We start from the raw sequence: 18,970 nt of genomic DNA, 5'->3' as shown, positions 1-18,970 counted from the left end.
CACGAATGCGCGCGATCGACCGGTGGCGATCAGTGGCGATCAGTTGACGCTGATGTGGGCGTCTTTGACGACCTTGGCCCAGCGCGCCTGCTCGCCGCGCACGTAGCGGCCGAGCTCTTCGGGCGTGCCCGGCGTGACGAGCAGACCTTCCGCTTCGGCGCGCTTGCGGAAGGCCTCGGCGGTAACGGCCTTGCGTGCGGCGGCGTTCAGGCGCGCCACTACCGGCGCCGGCGTTCCGGCGGGCGCGAACAGCCCGTACCAGCTCTCGGCCACGTAGCCCGGCACGCCGGCTTCGGCAATCGTCGGCACGCGGGCCAGATCGGCGCTGGTGGAGCGCTGCGCAGTGGTCACGCCCAGTGCGCGCAACTTGCCCGATTCCAGCAAATTGGCGACGGCCGACGCCGTGGCGAACATCATGTCCACCTGGCCGCCCAGCAGATCGGTGATCGCGGGACCGGCGCCCTTGTACGGGATGTGGTTGAGGTCGACGCCAGCCAGGCTTTTGAACAGTTCACCGGCCAGATGCGCCGACGTGCCCGGCCCCTGCGACGCAAACGAGATGCGCCCCGGCCTGGCCTTGGCGGCAGCGAGCACATCGCGCACGGATTTGTACGGGCTGTCCGCGCGCACCACCAGCACGTTGGGCGATCGGCCCACCAGCATCACGGGCGTGAAGGCGCGCTCAGTGTCAAAGGGCAGCTTGGGCTGCAGGCTGGGATTGACCGCGTGCGCGAACGTGGCCATCACCAGCGTGTAGCCATCGGGCGCGCTCTTGGCCACGTTGTCCGTGCCGATGATGGTGCCGCCGCCGGGCTTGTTGTCGATCACCACGGGCTGGCCAAGGTCCTGCGCCATGGCGATACCCATGGCGCGCGCAATCAGGTCCGTGCCGCCTCCCGGCGAGAATGGCACGACGATGCGGATCGGTTTGTCGGGGAACGCGGCCTGCGCCGGGGCCGCAAGGCCGGTCAGCAAGGCCAGCGGAAGCGCCAGCGCGGCCAGTCGGCGCGCGGCATGCCATGCAACGGTTGCCAAGGCAGTCTCCTGTCTGTGTTTTGGTATGACAGGAGGTTAGGCCGATGGGGACCGCGACGCAGCCGCGTAATTCCATGCAATGGAATTGAAATGGCCCGCCGCGATTTTCGGCGGGTCGCGCTGCGGCCCGCTTCCGTGCGGGAGCGGGCGGGAACAGCGGGCTTGCGACGGGATATGTCCGGCCGGCATGCCCGCGCGATGCGGCTAGACTGCCGACGCTTCCCTGCCCGCTTTCACCTTGGCGTCAAGCACGGGCGGTGCGGTGACGATCGACGTGAGCGCCGGCTCGGCCGGTTTCAGTGCGTCGAGATCCGGCAGCGGGCGGCGCAACGATGGAATGGCCGCGAACGCCTGCTCCATCGCATGGGACACGCCCAGCGTTTCGTGATCCTTGCGGAAGCCGCCGACGATCTGCAGGCCGAACGGCATGCCCGCATGATCGCGTCCGCACGGCAGCGACAGCGCCGGATGCGTGGTCAGCGTTACCACGTAGGTCAGCGACAGCCAGCGGTAATAATTTTCCTGCCGCACGCCGTTGATCGATTCCGCGTACAGCGATGTCCACGGGAATGGCGACACCGGCGTGGTCGGCGACAGGATCACGTCGTAATCGCGATACAGCTGCTGGAAGCGCTGCAGGATGCGCGTCTGCTCGGCCTGCGCCCACGCGCTGTCGAGCAGCGACATGCGCGCGCCCATCTCGAAGTTGGCGCGCGTGTTGGGCCCCAGGCTGGCAGGATCGCGCTCGTAGGCGTCGCGCATGCCGGCGACGAAGCTCTCGGCGCGCAGTACGTCGAAGCAGCGGTGCGCGTCGCCCAGGTCCACGTCGATCGCATCGCAGCTGCGGAACAGATGGCGCATCGCGGCGATCTTTTCGCGGAACGTGCGGCGGATATCGTCGTCGACATCGCAGCAGCCGAAGTCCTCGGTATAGGCCACGCGCAGGCTGCCCAGATCGACCGGCATCGGCGTGACGAACGACATCGCATCGAGCGGATAGGTCAGCGGATCGCCGGCGGACACGCCGGCTGACGCCGCCAGTTGCAGGCACGCATCGGCCACGGTGCGGCCCATCGGGCCGACCACCGAGATCGGCGTCCAGCCCAGCAGCTTGCGCGAACTTGGCACCACGCCCGGCGATGGACGAAAACCGACCACGCCGCACTTGGCGGCGGGAATCCGCAGCGATCCGCCCGTATCCGAGCCGGTGCACACTGGCAGCAAATCAGCCGCCAGCGCCGCGGCAGAACCGCCCGACGATCCGCCGGCGTTGAGGTTGGGATTGAACGGGTTGCCCGTGGCGCCCCAGACGTCGTTGCGCGAATTGGCACCGGCGCCCATTTCCGGGATGTTGGTCTTGCCCGCCACCACGGCGCCGGCCGCACGCAGCCTCGCCACCAGCACGTTGTCTTCGGCCGGCACGTTATCGCGGAACAGCGGCGACCCGTAGGTGGTCAACAGCCCGGCCGTCGCTTCCAGGTCCTTTACGCCGAGCGGCAGGCCGTGCAGCAAACCCAGCGGCCGCCCGTCGAGCACGGCGCGCTCGGCGGCGCGCGCCTCGTCACGCGCGCGGTCGAAGCAGGTTGCCGTCACCGCGTTGAGCAGCGGGTTCACGCGCTCGATCTGTGCGATGCAGGCGTCCAGCAATTCCACCGGCGAGATCTCCTTGCTGCCGATCATGCGCCGCAATTCGGTGGCGGAGCGCGCCACCAGCGTCTTCTGAGAATCGTTCACTGCTGTCTCCGTGATGGCCGGTCGTTATTCGGCCGTAATGTTGGCACGCTGCGCGGTTGCGCGCATCAGCGGCAGCTCCTTGTTGATCTGCGCCGCCACGGCTGCGCCGTTGCCCGCGAAGGGCTCGAAGCCGGCCTTGGTCAGTTGCTGGTGCGTATCGGGGTCGGCCATCACTTCGGCCAGGGCTTTCTCCAGTTTTTGCTTGACGTCCGCGGGCAGGCCGCGCGGCGCCACCAGCGCCAGCCAGGTGTCGGCGTCGATGCCCGGATAGCCGGCTTCTGCTGCGGTCGGCACGTCGGGGAGCAGCGCGGAGCGCTTGGCGGTGGTCACGGCGATGGCCTTGACCTTGCCAGCCTTCACCTGCGGAATCGCCGCAGCCACTGTATCGACCGAAAACGGAATCTGCCCGCCGATCAGGTCGGTCATGGCCGGCGCGCTGCCCTTGTACGGCACATGCAGCAGCTTCACACCGGCCAGGTTGAACAGCATCTCGCCAGCGAACTGCGCGGTCGTGCCGGTGCCGAACGATCCATACGAATACTTGCCCGGCTGCGCCTTGGCGGCGGCGACCAGTTGCTTGAGCGTGCCGATCGGCTGGTCCTTGTTGGCCAGCAGGATCAGGCCCGTGCGGCCGGTAAAGCCGATCGGCTCGAAACTCTTGACCGGGTCGTAGGGCAACTTGCTGTGGATGGCCGGGTTCACCGTGAACGTGGTTCCCGAGCTGGCCAGCAGCGTGTAGCCATCGGGCGCGGCCTTGGCCACGTAGCTGGCGCCGACGATGGTGCCGGCACCGGGCCGGTTGTCGATCACGACCGTCTGGCCAAGCTTGTCGCCGAGCTTCTTGCCAATCAGGCGCCCGATCACATCGGTGGCGCCGCCGGGCGGGAACGGAATGACAAGCTGGACCGGCTTGGCGGGATAGCCTTGCGCCAACGCCAGCGAAGCGCCAGCGGCCAGACAGCCGGCCACGACGGCATGCACGATTTGAAGAGTCGATCGGTTCATGGTGAAGCTCCGCAACGGTGTTATCGAAAAGGGGTGGGATGGGCCGACTATGTCGGCTATTCCGACGGGGCGGCCTGCGCCGCTGCCAGCGCCGCGCCGCGTTCGGCAAAGCGCGCATATTCCTCGGCGGGGACGAACAGGCCGCCCGTGGTCCAGACCAGATGGGTGGCGCCGGACATCGCGCCGTCCAGCTTGTGCTGCTGCAAATACGCGCGACCCTCATCGGTGCCGGTCAGCATGCCGGGGCCGCTGAAACCTGCCGCTGCCGATGGCTCGATGCGCAGGTTTTCGGTGTCGCGCACGCGATGCAGGTCGACGAACAGCGTGTCGTCGGCCACCGTGTAGACACCGCCCAGCAGCGCACGCATGGCCTGCGCGGCCAGTTCCGATGCCTGCGGCACGGCCAGTCCGTCGGCCTCGGTGCGATTGGTCAGGCCGATGTCATAGACCGACGCGCCCGGCGAAAGCATTTCCACCAGGAAACAAGGCGATTGCGTCGGCTCGGCGAAGAATGCGTGGACATGCGGACCGTAGAGTTGGCGCAAGCCAAACGCGATACCGGCCGGCGCGCCGCCCACGCCGCACGGCAGGTAGACGAACAGCGGGTGCTGCGCATCGACCTGCACGCCGGCGGCGGCCAGTTGATCGGCCAGATGCAGCGCGGCGGCGCTGTAGCCAAGCATCAGTGACAGCGAGCGCTCGTCGTCGACGAAATAGCAATAGGGATCGGCGTCGGCCTCGCGGCGGCCAGCGGCGACGGCGGCCGCGTAGTCGCCAGTGTGCTCGACCACCTGCACGCCGCGCGAGCGCAGACGGTCCTTCTTCCAAGCCTTGGCGTCCGACGACATATGGACCGCCGCGCGAAAACCCAGCGCCGAGGCCATCACGCCAATGCTCAGCCCGAGATTGCCGGTGGACCCCACCGCCACCTGGTAGCGGCCGAACAATTCACGCGCCGGCGCGTCGGCCAGGCAGGCATAGTCGCCGTCGAGCGCAACCAATCCATGCTCGATGGCCAGTGTTTCGGCAAATTCCAGCACTTCGTGGATACCGCCGCGCGCCTTGATCGATCCGGCCACGGGAAGGCTGTGATCGGCCTTGATCCACAGGGTGCCGGCGGTCGTGGGCAGGTTCAGCGCCTGTTGCATGGCCGGCGCCGCCAGCAGCGGCGATTCGATCCGGCCCGCGCTGTCGGCCAGTTCGGGAAACAGCCGCGCCAGCAACGGCGCAAAGCGCTCGAAGCGCGCCTGTGCGGCACGTACATCAGCTAGACTAATGACGCGGCCATCCACCTCGGTTGGTATCCGGGATGCCGCGCTACGCTGGGGATTGGCCCAGAAAACCGGGCGGCCGGCCTGCAGCGCCGTGCGCAGGGCCGGGGTAAATGCCGGGACGAGGGCGGAAATGCCGGAAACTTCGACGGATACATCGCTTGGCATGGCAACTCTGTGTTTGCAAAGGTTGATCCCATTCTTGTCCCATCGGGCCACAGTGACAAACCATTTGTACTGATCCATGCATTAGCCTGACTAATGGCCAACACACTTTCTGCATCATTATTGGGCTGGCTGCGCTGTTTTGAGGCGGCGGCACGACATTGCAACTTCACCCAGGCCGCCGCAGAACTGTGCGTCACCCAGGGCGCGGTCAGCCAGCAGGTCAAGCAACTGGAGCAGTGGCTGGACCGGCCGCTGTTCCTGCGCACGCCGCGTGCGCTGGTACTGACTCCGGAAGGCGAGCGGCTGCGCTTTGTACTGCGCGAATCGTTCCAGGCCATCGAAGGCACGCTCACGCAACTGCGCCGCCCGCGCGACAAGCAGCCGATCGCGTTGTCGTGCTCGCCATCGTTCGCGATGGTGTGGCTGACGCCGCGGCTGGGCGGCTTCTTTCGCCAGCATCCGGACATCGGCCTGCGTGTCTATGGCGAATTCCATGCGCTGGACCGCTCGCGCATGATGCGCGACGGCACCGAGGCGGCCGTGCGTTTCGATCCGGGCGGCTATGCCGATCTGAAGGCGGACCGCTTCCTCGACGAATGGCTGATCCCGGTGGCCAGTCCGGCCTATGTGGCGGCACATCCCGAGCTGCGGTCGCCGGACGGGCTGCGCGGCAGCATGCTGCTGCATGACGTCACGCCATGGGACGGCGCTGGCGAATTCGAGGAATGGCAGGGCTGGCTGCGTCATGCGGGCGTGGACTTGCCCGATGCCGCGGAGGGGCAGCGCTTCAACTTATCCCAACTGGCGATCAACGCGGCGCTGGCCGGTCAGGGCGTGGCGATGGGACGCTCCGCGCTGATCCTTGAGGAGCTGGAAGCCGGCCGGCTGGTGGACCTGTGGGGCATTCACGCGCCCAGCGTGGCGGCCTATCACTTTGTCTGCGCACACGGGCAAACCGCGCAGGTTGCCGAAGTGGAAGCCTGGCTGGTGGCCGAAGGCGCGGCATTCGATGCCGCCCGCCGACGGATTCTGCGCGCGGCGTGATGCGTGGGTAAGCCCGCAGCAAATCTGCGGCCGCCTGAAACGATGCAGTCGCTTGGGGATGCGATAGGCCGTCTGCCGATGCGATACGATGCCGATGGTTTTTTAGTATCCGAACACGAATCGCAAGGAATCCTCGCGTGCCCGACGCCCCCCGTCCCCATTCCGCCGCCGCTGCCGTGGTGGCCACCGATGTCTCCGCCGATACGTTCCCGATCTTCGAGACGTCGGCGTTTGCCAGCGACGGCGCGTTCTATTTCGATCTGGTGCGGCTGCAGGACCGTGACGACATTCCGCGCGGTTTTCTGCATCGGCACAACTACTACCATCTGCTGTGGATGACGCGCGCAAGCGGCACGCACATGCTCGACTTTGCGCATTTCGACGTGCGCGACCATTCCGTGTTCTTTCTATCGCCAGGGCAGGTCCATGCCTGGACGTCGTCGATCAAGCCGCACGGCTATGTGCTCAACTTCAGCATCGATTTTTTCGCGCGGATGTTCCCGCGCGCCGAAGACGTGGCGCGCTTTCCGTTCTACCATCCCGCGCGCGGCAACGGCGGCGCGAACAGCGCGCTCTATCTGACACCGCAGCAGCACGACGCCTTGCTGCCGTTGCTGCGCGAGATGGAACACGAGGCGCGCGACCGGCAGCCCGGCTATGCCGATGTGGTGCAGGCCAGCCTGCTGATCCTGCTCACACGACTGCGCCGCCTGTGCGCGGACAGCGAGACGCCCGGCGCCACGGGGCCGCAGCAGGCGCTGATGCGCCGCTTCACGATGCTGGTGGAAACGCACTACCTGCGCTTCGACACCATCGGCCAGTACGCCGAAGCGCTTTGCGTGAGCGAACGCCAGCTCAACGACGCGGTGAAACGCACGCTGGGCCGCACGGCCAGCCAAGTGGTGCAGGAGCGCGTGGTGCTGGAGGCCAAGCGCTGGCTCAGCAACACCGAGACCGGCATCGCCGAGATCGCGTTCCGCCTCAACATCGAGGATCCGGCGTACTTCACGCGCTTCTTCAAGAAGCAGACCGGCCTCACGCCGGGCGACTTCCGCCGCCAGCACTGCCGACCGCTCGACTGACGCGCGGAAAAGTCCAACACAACGTCCGATCTGTCCTAACGCTGGCGTCGCGCGCCTGCGTAAAGTGCTGCGCATGACGCCGATCGCCCGCCAGCGGTCGTCGCGAAAAACACAGGCACAGGAGACAGACATGCACAACGCAATCGCCCGCTTGCGGGGCCTTGCCGTGGCCGCCGCATTGGGCTTCACGACATTTCACGCCATGGCCGACTATCCCGACCGCCCCTTGCGCGTCATCGTGCCGTTCGCGGCCGGCGGCGCCACCGACGTGATCGCGCGCACCGTGGCGCAAGCCATGTCGGCACGGCTGGGCCAGTCGGTGGTGGTGGAAAACAAGGCCGGCGCCAACGGCAATATCGGCGCGGTTGCGGCGGCGCGATCGGACCCGGACGGCTACACGCTGCTGATGGCCACGTCGAGCCACGCCATCAATGCATCGCTCTACCAGAAGCTCAACTACAGTCTCACGCGCGATTTCGTCGGCCTGTCCAACCTGGCGTCGGTGCCGTTGCTGTTGGTGGTCAATCCATCGGTGCCCGTCAATTCGGCAAGCGAACTCGCCGCCTATGCGAAGGCCAACGCCGGCCGCGTCAACTACGGATCGGGCGGCACCGGCACCGCGTCGCATCTGGCCGGCGAGCAGTTCAGCACGCTGGCCGGTGCGAAGATGACGCACGTGGCCTACAAGGGCGGCGCGCAGGCGCTCAACGACGTGATGGGCGGCCAGGTGCAGGTCATGTTCGCCAACCTGCCCGAGGTGCTCGCGCAGGTGCAGGCCGGCAAGCTCAAGGCGCTGGCGGTGACCGGCAACAAACGCCACGCCGCGCTACCCGACGTGCCCGCGTTTTCCGAGACGCCGTTTCCGGGCATGACCGCGCGTTCGTGGTTCGGCCTGTTTGTACCGGCCGGCACGCCGCCGGCAGCCATCCAGAAGCTCTCGCAGGCCATCGTGCAGAGCGTGGCCGATCCCGCCGTCAGGGACCGCCTGAAAGGGCTTGGCGCCGACCCGATCGGCGACGACCAGCCCGCATTTCAGAAATACGTGAACCAGGAAGTCGCGCGCTGGGCCGTGCTGGTCAAGCAGTCCGGCGCCACCGTCGATTGAATCGCCGCATCATCCAAGGAAAACCCATGCTGTACGACGTACGAACCTACACCTGCCGTCCCGGCACTATCAAGAAACACCTGGCGCTGTATGCCGAGCACGGCTTTGCGGTTCAGAGCCGCCATCTGGGCAAGCCGCTAGCCTACATGCAGACCGAGACCGGCAACGTCAACAGCTATACCCATATCTGGGTCTACGACAGCGCGGCCGATCGCGAGGCCAAGCGCCAGGCGCTGCAGAAGGATCCCGCCTGGGCCGACTATCTGCGCATGAGCGCCGAGGCCGGATACCTGATCAGCCAGGAAAACCGGCTGATGACGCCGGTGTCGTTCTTCCAGCCGTAGTGGCCGTAGGCGAGCGGAACGCGGCCGGGTTCAGTCCCGGCTGCTCAGGGGCGCGGAAATCCGCTCGGGCAATGGCCCGAAAAACATTCTCTTGAACTTTTCGCGGCCAATCACGCGCACCAGCTCGGCAATGACGCAATAGGAAAAGATCAGCGTCAACAGCAGGATCTGGATGGCCCAGAAATGGGCCCAGTTGATTTCCAGAAGCAGCTTCTGGTTGGCTGCCGCCAGGCCCGGCGTCTCTTTCCAGTACTCGTACAGCCTTTCAAGGTAGTGCACGAGCAGCGCCACCAGTGCGTAGATCAGCGTTTTCCACGCGACATTCCAGATCAGCGGCTTGTCCGGAAATCGATTGATGAACGGCAGCAAATTGGCGATCAATACCGCTTTACCCAGAATCAGCGCGGCAAGCAGGATCGAAGCCGACGTCTGGATTTCGATGCCGGCACTGCGGACCATCAGCGCGCGAATCAATGCAACGATATGAAGCGCCACCAGGAAAAAGATGGTCGGCGGCAACATCTCCATAAATTCGCGTTTGATGGTGGAAAACACATTGCTCATGCAGCTCCCCTTGCCTGTGGAATGGCGCCGCCGTCCAGTGGCGCGCAGCGATGCCTCGCATAGTTCTCGCAGCAGTGGAATCCCGGAAGTGAATGATTCTGCAGCCAGAAATTAGATCTTTCGCGATACATGAAAATGCGCCGCTTTTGCCACTTTTTATGAAAAGCGCGAGCTGCGCCAAAGCCGCCGTATTTGTCAGACGCTGACAGCGATGATGGGGAGGCAATCAGATATCGAAATATCTAATATCGCCGCCGAAGAAAGATTCACTTCCGCCACTTCTCCGAAAGCAGAACGATTCACGCTGTTTCCGCCCCCCATATCGCCATGCGTCAACTGATCAGCCATCCTGCGGTGCTGTTTCTCGTCATGCTGGTGCTGCTGACCGCCTCCGCGGCGCTCGGCGCGCTGGTGCTGCGTCGCCGCAAGCCGATCGCCGCCGATGCCCGCGAGGACTTCAACCTTGTGCAGGGTGCAACCCTGACGCTGTTGGCGCTGCTGATCGGCTTCACGTTGTCGATGGCGGTCGGCCGCTACGACCAGCGCAAGAACCTGGAAGAGGAAGAGGCCAACGCGATCGGCACCGAATACCTGCGCGCCGACCTGATCGAAGGGCCCGATACGGCGCGCGTCAAGGCGCTGCTGGAGCGCTACCTGGATCAACGGCTGCTCTACTACCGCACCCGCGACGCCGACCAGCTTGCCGAAATCGCCACCGCCACGGCGCAAATCGAAAACGAGATGTGGCTGCTCGCCCGCAACGTGGCGCGCGAAAAGCCAACGCCGATCGGCGCGCTGGTGGTGTCCGGCATGAATGACGTGATCAATTCCCAAGGCTATGCGGAAGCGGCGTGGCTGAACCGGATCCCGGTTTCGGCGTGGTCGCTCATGGTGGTCATTGCCTTCCTCAGCACGCTGATGCAGGGCTACGGCTGCCGCACCGATAGTTCGAAGGCGGTGCTGTTCTTTCTTCCGCTCACCGTGTCGCTATCGCTGACGCTGATCTCCGATATCGACAGTCCCCGTGGCGGCCTGATCCGCGTCGCACCGCAAAATCTGATGAGCCTGGCCGCTTCGATGCAGCGTTAGGCGCACCGCCATACAAAGGCAGCTTTCCATCATGCAATGCTCGATCGGGTTCTTCAACGACATCCCCATGGCCGTGCTGTTCGTCACGGTTGCCGGCGGCTACGCGATCGGCAAGCTGCGCGTCGGGCCGATCGGACTGGGCGGCGTGTGCGGCACGCTGATCGTGGCGCTGCTGGTCGGTCAGAGCGGCTGCCACATGCACGGCGAGTTAAAGGAAGTCGCCTTTGCGCTGTTCATCTTTGCCATGGGCTACTCGGGCGGGCCGCAGTTCTTTGCCAACCTCAATCGGTCCAGCCTGCGCTTCATGCTGCTGCCGCTGATCGAGGCCGTCGCGGTGCTATCGATCGTACTTGCCGCCACTCACTTCCTGCATTTCGATGTCGGCACGGCAGCCGGGCTGGCGGCCGGCGCGGCGACCGAATCCGCGGTGGTCGGCACCGCTGCGGAAGCGCTCAAGCACCTTGGCGTAAGCGATGCCGAAGCGGCGCGCCTGGAATCGAATATCGCCACCGCCTACACGCTGACGTATCTGGTGGGCCTTGTCAGCATCGTGTTCTTCACCAGTCAGTTGGCGCCGGTGCTGTTGCGCCTGAACCTGCGCGAAGCATCGCACGAGCTGGCCAAGCGGATGGAGGCGGCGTCCGACGATGACGTGGCCAGCCAGCCCGCGCTGCCGCGTCTGGTGGGGCGCGCGTATCGCGTGGACGGCGCCGCAGGCCTGACCGTCGGCGAGCTGGAGCTCGGCATCGGCGGCCGGACCACCGTGATGGGACTGTTTCGTGGCAACGAGTCGATCGAACCGGCTGCCGATCAATTGATCGAGCGCGGCGACGTGCTGGCCTTGATCGGCGTACGCGAGAAACTTGTGCGCGCCGGCGAACTGGTCGGCGCGGAGGTGTTGCCGCCTTCGGTGCATGCCGACGTGCTCCAACTCGATGAGCGCCACGTCGTGATCAACAAGCCCGGCATCAACGGCCGCACGCTTGGCGATCTGGGTCGCTCGGCCGCACAGCAGCGGCTGCGCGCGGTGTGGATCCAGCAGATCGTACGCTCGGGCATGAGCCTGCCCATCACGCGCGCCACGCGGCTGCAGAACGGCGATCGCGTGACGCTGGTTGGCACAGACCCGGCGCTTGCCACGGCCGCCAGCAACCTGGGCACGGAGCTGCGCCACACCGACGCCACCGAACTGGTGTTCCTGTGCATCGGCATCCTGGTTGGACTGGCAATCGGCTCGCTGTCCGTGACGGTCGGCGGCATTCCCGTTTCGCTCGGCAGCGGCGGCGGCGCACTGCTGAGCGGTCTGCTGTTCGGCTGGCTCAGCTTCAAGCGTCCCGGCATCGGCGACATGCCGCCGGCGGCCGTGCAATTGCTGAAGGATTTGGGGCTTGCCGTGTTCGTGGCTTGCGTGGGCCTGTCCGCCGGGCCCGATGCGATCGTCCTGATCAAGGAGCACGGCGCGATGCTGCCGCTGATCGGGCTGGCGGTTTCGCTGGTGCCGGCCTGCCTGTCGCTGTGGATCGGCCACCAGTTCCTGAAGATCGAAGGGCCGCTGCTGGTGGGCGCCATCGCCGGCCAGCACGTCAGCACACCGGCCATCAGCGCCATCCTGGCAGCGAGTCAAAGCTCGGTGCCGCTGCTGGGCTATACGGTGACCTACGCCATCGCCAACGTGATGCTGCCCGTACTGGGGCCGATCATCGTTGCGCTTGCCTACCGCGTGGGATGAGCGCGCCATGCCGTGCGCGATACTTGGCATGCCCGACTATCGGTAAATGATCGACGGCTGTCCGCAGGCCTAAAGTTTTCGGCGTGGTTGCCGTCAATGCCGTGATGGCGTGTTCCGCGAATCCCCATGCCAACGCGCATCGGCGTAACCTGGACATGACCATTGCAGCCGTAGCGGCTGCCCGTCCGGGCAAGCGCAGATGACCCGACATACGCGATACCACTACGTGGAGTTGAAATGCTGAGGTTCACCGCGATCATCCTGATCGCAACATTCGGTTCTGTGGCGAATGCCGCAGCGGAAACCGGAAGTCGGCCACAGGTCTTGAGCACCCAGCGCGGCATCGGTGATACGCAGCGCGACGCGACAGTATTGCGGAGCGCTCCGCCCGCACATGCCGATGTCAATGCAACGCAGCCGCGGCCGCCCGCTTATGACCAGCAAGGCAATGGCGCTGCGCAGTACCCGCTTATCATCGCGCCATACATCGAGGTGCCCGGCGTTACGCCGCCACCGAATCCTCCGCGTCCCGCGCCGCATCGCAGATAGGCGCGGACAGTCAGGCCATGTAGATCTGGGCCAGACCTTCCTTGAGCGCCGCCGATATCTGGTCGTGGCGCCGTTCGATATGCTTGCTCAGGATGGGAATGCACCGGTCCGGATCGCGCGCCTTGAGCCCCAGCAGGATGTCGCGGTGGTCGTTCTGGCTGACGCGCCGGTCGCAACGCTCCATGTCGATCCAGCGCACAAAGCGGATGCGCGCATTGATGTTCTTTAGAACGCGCAGCATCTCCATGTTGCCGGACATCGCCATCAGTCCTTCGTGGAAGGTTTCGTCGAGCCTGACCAGTTCCTCCACGCTCCGATCGCCGGGCTCCGGGCCCGTGCTTTCGAGGAAAGCCAGCAGGGCGTCGATGTCAGCGTCCTTCGCACGTTCGATCGACAGGCGCAGCGCTTCGGTCTCGACGATCCGGCGCATCTCGTACAGTGAGAAGACCTCCTGCGCATCGAGATCGCGGCAAAAGAACCCCTTCCCCGGAGAAAATCTCAGCAGCCCTTCGGTGGTCAGCCGGGTCAGCGCTTCGCGCAGGGGCGTGCGGCTGACGCCGAGCGCGCTGGCGAGCACGCCCTCGTTAAGGCGCTCGCCGGGCTTGAAGTCATAGCCAACACTCATTTGCTTGAGCTTGTCGTAGACCTGCTCGACCACGCTGTCCGTTACTGCGGCTGCCACGGTATTAAATCCTTATCTCGGGTAAATCGGCGGTCGCCGGAATATGGCGACGGCCGAAATATACCTGAATTCGGCACTGTAGACGGCGGTGTATACAAGACCGGCAATCAGTGTCGCACGCTGGCACTCAGTCGACGTGTGCGCCGGAATCCTTGACGATCTGCGCCCAGGTTTTCATATCGGCCAGCTGCGTGTGCCGGAACGCTTCGGGACTGCCGTCCTTGATCGGCTGAATGGCCTGGCTGACCAGCCATTGCTCGAAGCTGTCGGTATGAATGGCCTTCAGCACGGCCTTCGACATGCGATTCTGAATGTCAGCCGGCAGATCGGCGGGGCCGAACAGGCCATACCACGTAGTGCTCTGGAAGCCCGGCAGGTTGCAGGCTTCCGCCGCGGTCGGCACATCCGGCAGCACGGTGACGCGCTGCGCGGATGTCACCGCCAGGGCGCGGACTTTGCCGGACTGGATCGCGCCAAGGCTGGGAGAACTCTGGTTGAAGAAGAAGTCCACTTCGCCGGACAGCAGCGCCGTCATGGCCGGACCCTGCCCCTTGTACGGAATATGCACATAGCTGGTCTTCGATGCCGCGGCGAACTGGGCGCCGGCCAGATGGCCGGACGCGCCGTTGCCAGTGGAAGCGTAGTTGAGCTTGCCCGGCGCCTTGCGGGCGGCGGCGATCAGGTCCTGACAGGTCTTGATTTCGGGATGTTTCTCGGGGTTGATCAGCAGGATATTGGGCAGCGTCCCCAGCAGGGCGATGCGCGAAAAATCTTTTACCACATCGAACTGCAGTTTCGAATATAGCGCCGGATTAATTGCATGCGTTCCGGCCGTGCCAAGCAGGAAGGTATAACCATCGGGCTTGGCTTGCGCCACCAGACTCGATGCGATATTGCCGCCCGCGCCCGGTCGATTATCCGAGATAATCGGCACGCCGAATTCCTTATTCAACTCGACCCCCAGCTTGCGGGCGTACAGGTCGGTCGCGGCCCCGCCGGGGAAGCCGCTGACGATCGAAATGGTGTTGCTTGGCCACGACTTCGCGTCCTGGGCCAGCGTGCTGCCAGACATCACGAAAACCGCAGAGGCCAGCACGGTGGCGGCGAGAGAGGACAACTTGCGCATCGACATAGGGGGCGCTCCAAGGCAGGGTTCAAGGGCCGGCGTGAGTGCAAGAGCAGGTTGGCTGCCATCTGCACTCCGTCCTGTATACAGACTTTAATTATTGATCTGTATTCTGTAAAGCGCTATGCTGCGTTCACCGCTTGCGACCAACAGCATCCCTGTTTTGGTTCATCGGCACCATAATCGCGCCATCCCTCTTATTGCAGAGAAAAAACAATGACTTCTAGCATTTCCACGCTGGCGGACCGCCCTGCCGCCGAAAACCAGACGTCCAGCCGTGGTGCATGGCGGGCGGTTTTCGTCGATGCCAATCCCACACTGTCCGAAGTGTCTTTGCGTCTGCACCGCGCCGACGACCTGCCGCTGCAGATCAACCGCCAGCCCGATATCCGGCCGGAGGAATTGCCCGCCGTGCTGGCCGGGGCGCCGATTGCGATCATCGACCACACCCACCTGCCCACCGACATCGCCCGCCAATGCCAGGGACTGCGGCACGTGGTGTTCCTTGGCACCGGCGCGCGCAGCTACATGAACCCCGAGGAGCTGGCCGCACTCGGCATCACGGTCCACACGATCAAGGGCTACGGGGACACCGCCGTCGCCGAATGCGCGTTTGCGCTGATGTGGGCGGCAGCGCGCAACTTCGCGCGCATGGATCGCGAGATGCGGGCGGGCAATTGGCTGCGCTCCGACGCGGTGCAGCTCACCGGCAAGACGCTGGGTCTGGTTGGCTTCGGCGGGATCGCCCAGGAACTGGCGCGGCTGGCACACGGCATCGGGATGCGCGTGATTGCGTGGAACCGCTCGCCAAAGTCGCATGCAAACGTCGAGTTTGTCGAACTCGATAGCCTGCTGGCGCAAAGCGACGTGGTGTCGCTGCATCTGCTGCTCACGGACGAAACCCGCGGCCTGATCTCGGCCGAGCGCATTGCATCGATGCGTGACGGGTCAATCCTGGTCAATACCGCGCGTGGCGCGCTGGTCGACGAAGACGCGATGATCGCCGCATTGCGCAGCGGCAAGATCGCGCATGCGGGCCTTGACGTGTTCACCGTGGAGCCGATGCCCGCCGGTCATGTGTTGACCACGCTGCCGAACGTCACGCTGTCGGCCCATTCGGCTTTCCGCACGCCCGAGGCCAACAACAATCTCATCGATGCCGCGCTGAGCCACTGCCGCCGCATCGTCACCGAGCACAACTAAGGCGCCGATATGACCGCGACTCACGCTTCGATCGTGCGACTCGATCAAAACCACCGCCGCAGCCGTGCCGTCATCGCGAACGGTATGGTGTTTCTGGCAGGACAAGTGGCCGATGACAAATCCGGCGATATCGCCCAACAGGCGCGCGAAGCCCTGGCAAAGGTGGACGCGTTGCTGGCCGAGGCCGGCACCGACAAGCGTCGCGCGCTGACGGCGCAAATCTGGCTGGCCGACATGGCCGATTTCGACGGCTTCAACGCAGTGTGGGACGCCTGGGTCGCGCCGGGCGAAACGCCAACGCGCTGCTGCGGCAAAGTGGAACTGGCCGATCCGGCCTACCGCGTCGAAATCGTTATCTCGGCGCTGCTTCCCTGACTTCGAAACTTCCGAGACATCCGAGACATTCCCGATCATGATTTCCACGACCGATCCCCATCGCAACCGCAAGCCGCGCAATATCGGCGACGAAGAATGGGCCGTCCGCGTGCAACTCGCCGCCGCATACCGGCTCGCCGCGAAGTTCCAGCTGACGGATCTGATCTACACGCACATCTCCGTGCGCGTGCCGGGCACCACGGACCAGTTCCTGATCAATCCCCACGGCTGGTTCTTCGACGAAATCACGGCCTCGTGCCTGGTGAAGATCGATACCGAAGGCCGCCCCATCGGCGATGATCGCTTCGAGGTCAACGCCGCGGGCTTTACGATTCACAGCGCGCTGCACCAGAGCCGGCATGACGTTGAATGCGTGGTGCATTTGCACACCGACGCGGGCATGGCAGTGGCGGCGCTGGAATGCGGATTGCTGCCGCTGAACCAGATCAGCATGCAGTTTTATAACCGCGTGAATTATCACGACTACGAAGGCATTTCGCTGGACCTCGACGAACGCTCGCGCATCGTGAGGTCGATGAAGGATGCCAATTACCTGATTCTGCGCAACCACGGTCTGCTCACGACAGGACGCTCGGTCGCCGAGGCCTTCACCCGCATGTTCTATCTGAACCGCGCATGCGAAATCCAGGTGCAGACATTATCGATGGGACAGAAGGTGACCCTGCCCTCGCCCGAAGTCTGCGAGCACGCGGCCAAGCAGCACGACGACTACGCATATCTGGATACCGTCCACCTGGACCGGGAATGGACGGCATTGCTTCGACTGCTCGATCGGGACGGCGGAGAGTATCGCTGTTGAGCAGGCGCTGGGTGGGGCGCGGGCGGTTTCGGACCGAATGCAGGCGTATGCCATGACGCATCGGGTAGGCTCGGCCATTGCCATTTTTATGGACGCGCCCCCCTCCCTCAACTGACTGCCAGACGGCAACGAACGGCGGCACGTCTCGACGCCGGACACGCCCAAGGGGGCCGTCGAGAAGCGCTTCCCGGACGGCACCCGGCAGTTCGTGCGCTTCGACCTCCAGGGCGAGCATGCCGTCAGCGACATCATGCAGTCCGACGCGTAGTCCAGAAACGACAACGCCCGCACTGGGCGGGCGTACTAAGAGTGCGGAGGAGCTAGCACTTCGCCTTCGTCGTGCGTGCGCGCGAGTTGATCAGCAAGCCATGTGCGCAGGGCAAGTGTGTCGGCACGATCGCGCACGTGGGGCGCGAGCCAGAGCACCAGCTTGTGGGGCCCATCGACGAATCCGAATGGAGCGACGAGTTTACCCGAGCGCAAGTCGTCCAACACAAGCATCTGAGGCACAGGAGCAATTCCAAGTCCGCAGATCGCCGCTTGAATCATCAGGTAGAAATGGTCATACGAGTCATGGGTCGTTAGCGTTGCGCCTTCGTATTCAACCGCAGCAGCCCATTCGTTCCATGCGTTCGGACGTGTCGCCGGCGCCAGCCGGTGGGCCGCGGCGACATCTGCGAAACGTTTGATCCCCGTATCACGCAAATACTCCGGCGAGCAAACAAGACCAATACGTTCAGCCCGACCCAACTCCTTCACCACAACGTCCGCAGGCGGTTCGACCATCGTATTACGAATTGCGATACCAATGCGGTCCCTTACCGCGTCGAATTGGCCGTAATTCATATTGAATTGGAGCTGTACTCCTGGGTGCTGGCGGTGAAAGTCAGCAATTCGGGGAATCAGCCAGTACATCATGATCGACGCAGAGCACGAGAGCGTGAGGGGGCCCGGCTTTACCTGCTCTATCGCGGTATCGATCGCGGTGAAAGCGGCCGCCAGCCCTTCCGCGAGTCGCAGACCATCCGGAGTAGGGTCTGTTGACAAAGGCCCGCGTGTCAGTAGCGTAACGCCGAGGGTTTCTTCAAGCGCACGAATGTGGCGGCTGATCGCGCCGTGTGTGACAGAAAGCTCGTTAGCTGCCGCGCTCATGCTCCGCAGCCGCGCCGCAGCTTCGAAGGCCCGCAGGGCATTCAAGGAAGGGGTTGAACGAGCCATTAATTTGTCAGAGGTGTGAGCGAAACTCACGTTCTAAGGAGTATATGCCGCTCGCGACCCGATAGAACCAAGTAACCGGATCGACGCCGCTCTGGGGATAGTTTAGCCCGGGTCGTGGGATGCTCAGGGAGAGCAATGAATCGATTTGCCTGCCCGGATTCGCACAAGCCACCGGTCCGTCTCGACCGCCTGGACTGCCGGCAGATCAGTCTGGCCAACCTGCCGCCGAGATTGGACAGGCCATTGACTCGAATTGGCGGTCTCGGACGTCGGTCCATCGCGACAGCGAGCTTGTCGGCGCCAGAGGCGACTTCCGACCCTGAGCGGTCCCCTGGGACCGCTGATCTCAGCGCCGATTAGCAGTCAAATTCGGATACGGATTGCTGTCCGACGCCTGATGCCAGAGCGAATCCGCCGCCCGCCGAAGTTCAGTGGAGTAGCGGGCCTGCAGCGCGAACTGTTGGACGCTATCGAGCGACCCCTTTGGAGCGACTATGGCGGAACCGCTGTACGGGAAAAGGTAAAGCGCCGCAAGCACTTCTAGGCGAGCCGATGCCGACTCAACCTGAAAGACTTGAGGGTCATCGTCACTCGCTTCGATCGTCACGGGGGGCTCGCCGCGCGTTCGATCTGCGATGTACAGCGAAGTCCATGCTCGACTGTTGACCGGATGAGAATTCCCTTCCGTATCGACGTCCCATCCGTGGCCGAACAGTAAGTCGATAAAGACTCTGAAGTCGGGCCGATCCCTGTCGACTCTTATCAGGTGCATTCGCGATGGCTCCAACAGTTAAACCGCCACTTTGCCCTAAACCGGCCGCTCGTGA

Annotated in this window: 19 protein-coding genes; 10 read left to right on the top strand and 9 right to left on the bottom strand. The window is 64.3% G+C overall.

Annotated elements, in window-relative coordinates; all coding sequences use genetic code 11:
• Positions 1-39 precede the first annotated feature (39 nt).
• The 4 genes from AC1RKI_RS13030 to dsdA form a co-directional block, all read right to left on the bottom strand.
• Positions 40-1,035, bottom strand: coding sequence for a tripartite tricarboxylate transporter substrate binding protein (locus AC1RKI_RS13030; RefSeq protein WP_492795605.1), 996 nt, complete (start codon positions 1,033-1,035; stop codon positions 40-42).
• Positions 1,036-1,239: 204 nt separating this feature from the next.
• Complete coding sequence (locus tag AC1RKI_RS13025) at positions 1,240-2,715, bottom strand: amidase (RefSeq protein ID WP_244789151.1); 1,476 nt, start codon at positions 2,713-2,715, stop codon at positions 1,240-1,242.
• A gap of 78 nt (positions 2,716-2,793) precedes the next feature.
• Entirely contained in the window at positions 2,794-3,774 is a 981-nt protein-coding gene (locus AC1RKI_RS13020) for a Bug family tripartite tricarboxylate transporter substrate binding protein (protein WP_244788245.1), read from the bottom strand.
• Positions 3,775-3,830: 56 nt separating this feature from the next.
• Entirely contained in the window at positions 3,831-5,213 is a 1,383-nt protein-coding gene (dsdA, locus tag AC1RKI_RS13015; protein WP_492795603.1) for a D-serine ammonia-lyase, read from the bottom strand.
• Positions 5,214-5,306: 93 nt separating this feature from the next.
• Here dsdA and AC1RKI_RS13010 point away from each other — a divergent pair, with 93 nt between their 5' ends.
• From AC1RKI_RS13010 to AC1RKI_RS12995, 4 genes are all read left to right on the top strand, one after another.
• Positions 5,307-6,257 (top strand): LysR family transcriptional regulator, encoded by a 951-nt coding sequence (locus AC1RKI_RS13010; RefSeq protein WP_150980183.1) that lies wholly within the window; start codon positions 5,307-5,309, stop codon positions 6,255-6,257.
• Positions 6,258-6,394: 137 nt separating this feature from the next.
• A complete protein-coding gene (locus tag AC1RKI_RS13005) occupies positions 6,395-7,339 on the top strand; it encodes a helix-turn-helix domain-containing protein (protein WP_223506234.1) in 945 nt (314 codons plus the stop codon).
• A 130-nt stretch (positions 7,340-7,469) separates the two neighbouring features.
• On the top strand, positions 7,470-8,444 hold the full coding sequence (locus tag AC1RKI_RS13000; protein ID WP_341249392.1) for a Bug family tripartite tricarboxylate transporter substrate binding protein: 975 nt from the start codon (positions 7,470-7,472) through the stop codon (positions 8,442-8,444).
• Positions 8,445-8,470: 26 nt separating this feature from the next.
• On the top strand, positions 8,471-8,788 hold the full coding sequence (locus AC1RKI_RS12995; protein ID WP_061954408.1) for an NIPSNAP family protein: 318 nt from the start codon (positions 8,471-8,473) through the stop codon (positions 8,786-8,788).
• 30 nt (positions 8,789-8,818) lie between these two features.
• Here AC1RKI_RS12995 and AC1RKI_RS12990 read toward each other — a convergent pair whose 3' ends face one another.
• Entirely contained in the window at positions 8,819-9,352 is a 534-nt protein-coding gene (locus AC1RKI_RS12990; RefSeq protein WP_490713446.1) for a hypothetical protein, read from the bottom strand.
• A gap of 327 nt (positions 9,353-9,679) precedes the next feature.
• Between AC1RKI_RS12990 and AC1RKI_RS12985 the strand changes: the two genes are divergently transcribed.
• The 3 genes from AC1RKI_RS12985 to AC1RKI_RS12975 all read left to right on the top strand — a co-directional run bounded on the left by AC1RKI_RS12985 (position 9,680) and on the right by AC1RKI_RS12975 (position 12,719).
• Positions 9,680-10,441 (top strand): bestrophin-like domain, encoded by a 762-nt coding sequence (locus AC1RKI_RS12985; RefSeq protein ID WP_492795599.1) that lies wholly within the window; start codon positions 9,680-9,682, stop codon positions 10,439-10,441.
• Between the two features lie 31 nt (positions 10,442-10,472).
• A complete protein-coding gene (gene aspT, locus AC1RKI_RS12980) occupies positions 10,473-12,170 on the top strand; it encodes an aspartate-alanine antiporter (RefSeq protein WP_244788250.1) in 1,698 nt (565 codons plus the stop codon).
• A gap of 237 nt (positions 12,171-12,407) precedes the next feature.
• On the top strand, positions 12,408-12,719 hold the full coding sequence (locus tag AC1RKI_RS12975) for a hypothetical protein (protein ID WP_492795597.1): 312 nt from the start codon (positions 12,408-12,410) through the stop codon (positions 12,717-12,719).
• A gap of 10 nt (positions 12,720-12,729) precedes the next feature.
• Here AC1RKI_RS12975 and AC1RKI_RS12970 read toward each other — a convergent pair whose 3' ends face one another.
• The gene (locus AC1RKI_RS12970; protein ID WP_061954398.1) at positions 12,730-13,401 is read right to left on the bottom strand and encodes a GntR family transcriptional regulator; all 672 of its coding nucleotides are present in this window, start codon (positions 13,399-13,401) and stop codon (positions 12,730-12,732) included.
• A gap of 127 nt (positions 13,402-13,528) precedes the next feature.
• Complete coding sequence (locus AC1RKI_RS12965; RefSeq protein WP_492795595.1) at positions 13,529-14,533, bottom strand: Bug family tripartite tricarboxylate transporter substrate binding protein; 1,005 nt, start codon at positions 14,531-14,533, stop codon at positions 13,529-13,531.
• 210 nt (positions 14,534-14,743) lie between these two features.
• On the opposite strand from AC1RKI_RS12965, the gene AC1RKI_RS12960 reads away from it, so the two are divergent.
• Genes AC1RKI_RS12960 through AC1RKI_RS12950 form a run of 3 tightly spaced genes read left to right on the top strand, consistent with a single transcriptional unit; the run spans position 14,744 to position 16,925 of the window.
• A complete protein-coding gene (locus AC1RKI_RS12960) occupies positions 14,744-15,730 on the top strand; it encodes an NAD(P)-dependent oxidoreductase (protein WP_244788252.1) in 987 nt (328 codons plus the stop codon).
• A 9-nt stretch (positions 15,731-15,739) separates the two neighbouring features.
• Complete coding sequence (locus AC1RKI_RS12955) at positions 15,740-16,105, top strand: RidA family protein (RefSeq protein ID WP_492795593.1); 366 nt, start codon at positions 15,740-15,742, stop codon at positions 16,103-16,105.
• Between the two features lie 37 nt (positions 16,106-16,142).
• On the top strand, positions 16,143-16,925 hold the full coding sequence (locus tag AC1RKI_RS12950; RefSeq protein WP_061954394.1) for a class II aldolase/adducin family protein: 783 nt from the start codon (positions 16,143-16,145) through the stop codon (positions 16,923-16,925).
• 303 nt (positions 16,926-17,228) lie between these two features.
• Here AC1RKI_RS12950 and AC1RKI_RS12945 read toward each other — a convergent pair whose 3' ends face one another.
• On the bottom strand, positions 17,229-18,143 hold the full coding sequence (locus AC1RKI_RS12945) for a LysR substrate-binding domain-containing protein (RefSeq protein ID WP_285847357.1): 915 nt from the start codon (positions 18,141-18,143) through the stop codon (positions 17,229-17,231).
• A 346-nt stretch (positions 18,144-18,489) separates the two neighbouring features.
• Positions 18,490-18,750 (bottom strand): hypothetical protein, encoded by a 261-nt coding sequence (locus AC1RKI_RS12940; protein WP_227460719.1) that lies wholly within the window; start codon positions 18,748-18,750, stop codon positions 18,490-18,492.
• Between the last annotated feature and the right edge of the window lie 220 nt (positions 18,751-18,970).

Source organism: Cupriavidus sp. GW822-FHT06G04 (genome assembly GCF_058799075.1).
This window is presented reverse-complemented; position numbering and strand designations above follow the sequence as displayed.

Bases quoted from the DNA above. Each gene is read 5' to 3' on its own strand.
- AC1RKI_RS13025 (WP_244789151.1), bottom strand. From the start codon at position 2,715: ATGATCGGCAGCAAGGAGATCTCGCCGGTGGAATTGCTGGACGCCTGC.
- AC1RKI_RS13020 (WP_244788245.1), bottom strand. From the start codon at position 3,774: ATGAACCGATCGACTCTTCAAATCGTGCATGCCGTCGTGGCCGGCTGT.
- dsdA (WP_492795603.1), bottom strand. From the start codon at position 5,213: ATGCCAAGCGATGTATCCGTCGAAGTTTCCGGCATTTCCGCCCTCGTC.
- AC1RKI_RS13010 (WP_150980183.1), top strand. From the start codon at position 5,307: ATGGCCAACACACTTTCTGCATCATTATTGGGCTGGCTGCGCTGTTTT.
- AC1RKI_RS13000 (WP_341249392.1), top strand. From the start codon at position 7,470: ATGCACAACGCAATCGCCCGCTTGCGGGGCCTTGCCGTGGCCGCCGCA.
- AC1RKI_RS12995 (WP_061954408.1), top strand. From the start codon at position 8,471: ATGCTGTACGACGTACGAACCTACACCTGCCGTCCCGGCACTATCAAG.
- AC1RKI_RS12990 (WP_490713446.1), bottom strand. From the start codon at position 9,352: ATGAGCAATGTGTTTTCCACCATCAAACGCGAATTTATGGAGATGTTG.
- AC1RKI_RS12985 (WP_492795599.1), top strand. From the start codon at position 9,680: ATGCGTCAACTGATCAGCCATCCTGCGGTGCTGTTTCTCGTCATGCTG.
- aspT (WP_244788250.1), top strand. From the start codon at position 10,473: ATGCAATGCTCGATCGGGTTCTTCAACGACATCCCCATGGCCGTGCTG.
- AC1RKI_RS12975 (WP_492795597.1), top strand. From the start codon at position 12,408: ATGCTGAGGTTCACCGCGATCATCCTGATCGCAACATTCGGTTCTGTG.
- AC1RKI_RS12965 (WP_492795595.1), bottom strand. From the start codon at position 14,533: ATGTCGATGCGCAAGTTGTCCTCTCTCGCCGCCACCGTGCTGGCCTCT.
- AC1RKI_RS12960 (WP_244788252.1), top strand. From the start codon at position 14,744: ATGACTTCTAGCATTTCCACGCTGGCGGACCGCCCTGCCGCCGAAAAC.
- AC1RKI_RS12955 (WP_492795593.1), top strand. From the start codon at position 15,740: ATGACCGCGACTCACGCTTCGATCGTGCGACTCGATCAAAACCACCGC.
- AC1RKI_RS12950 (WP_061954394.1), top strand. From the start codon at position 16,143: ATGATTTCCACGACCGATCCCCATCGCAACCGCAAGCCGCGCAATATC.
- AC1RKI_RS12945 (WP_285847357.1), bottom strand. From the start codon at position 18,143: ATGGCTCGTTCAACCCCTTCCTTGAATGCCCTGCGGGCCTTCGAAGCT.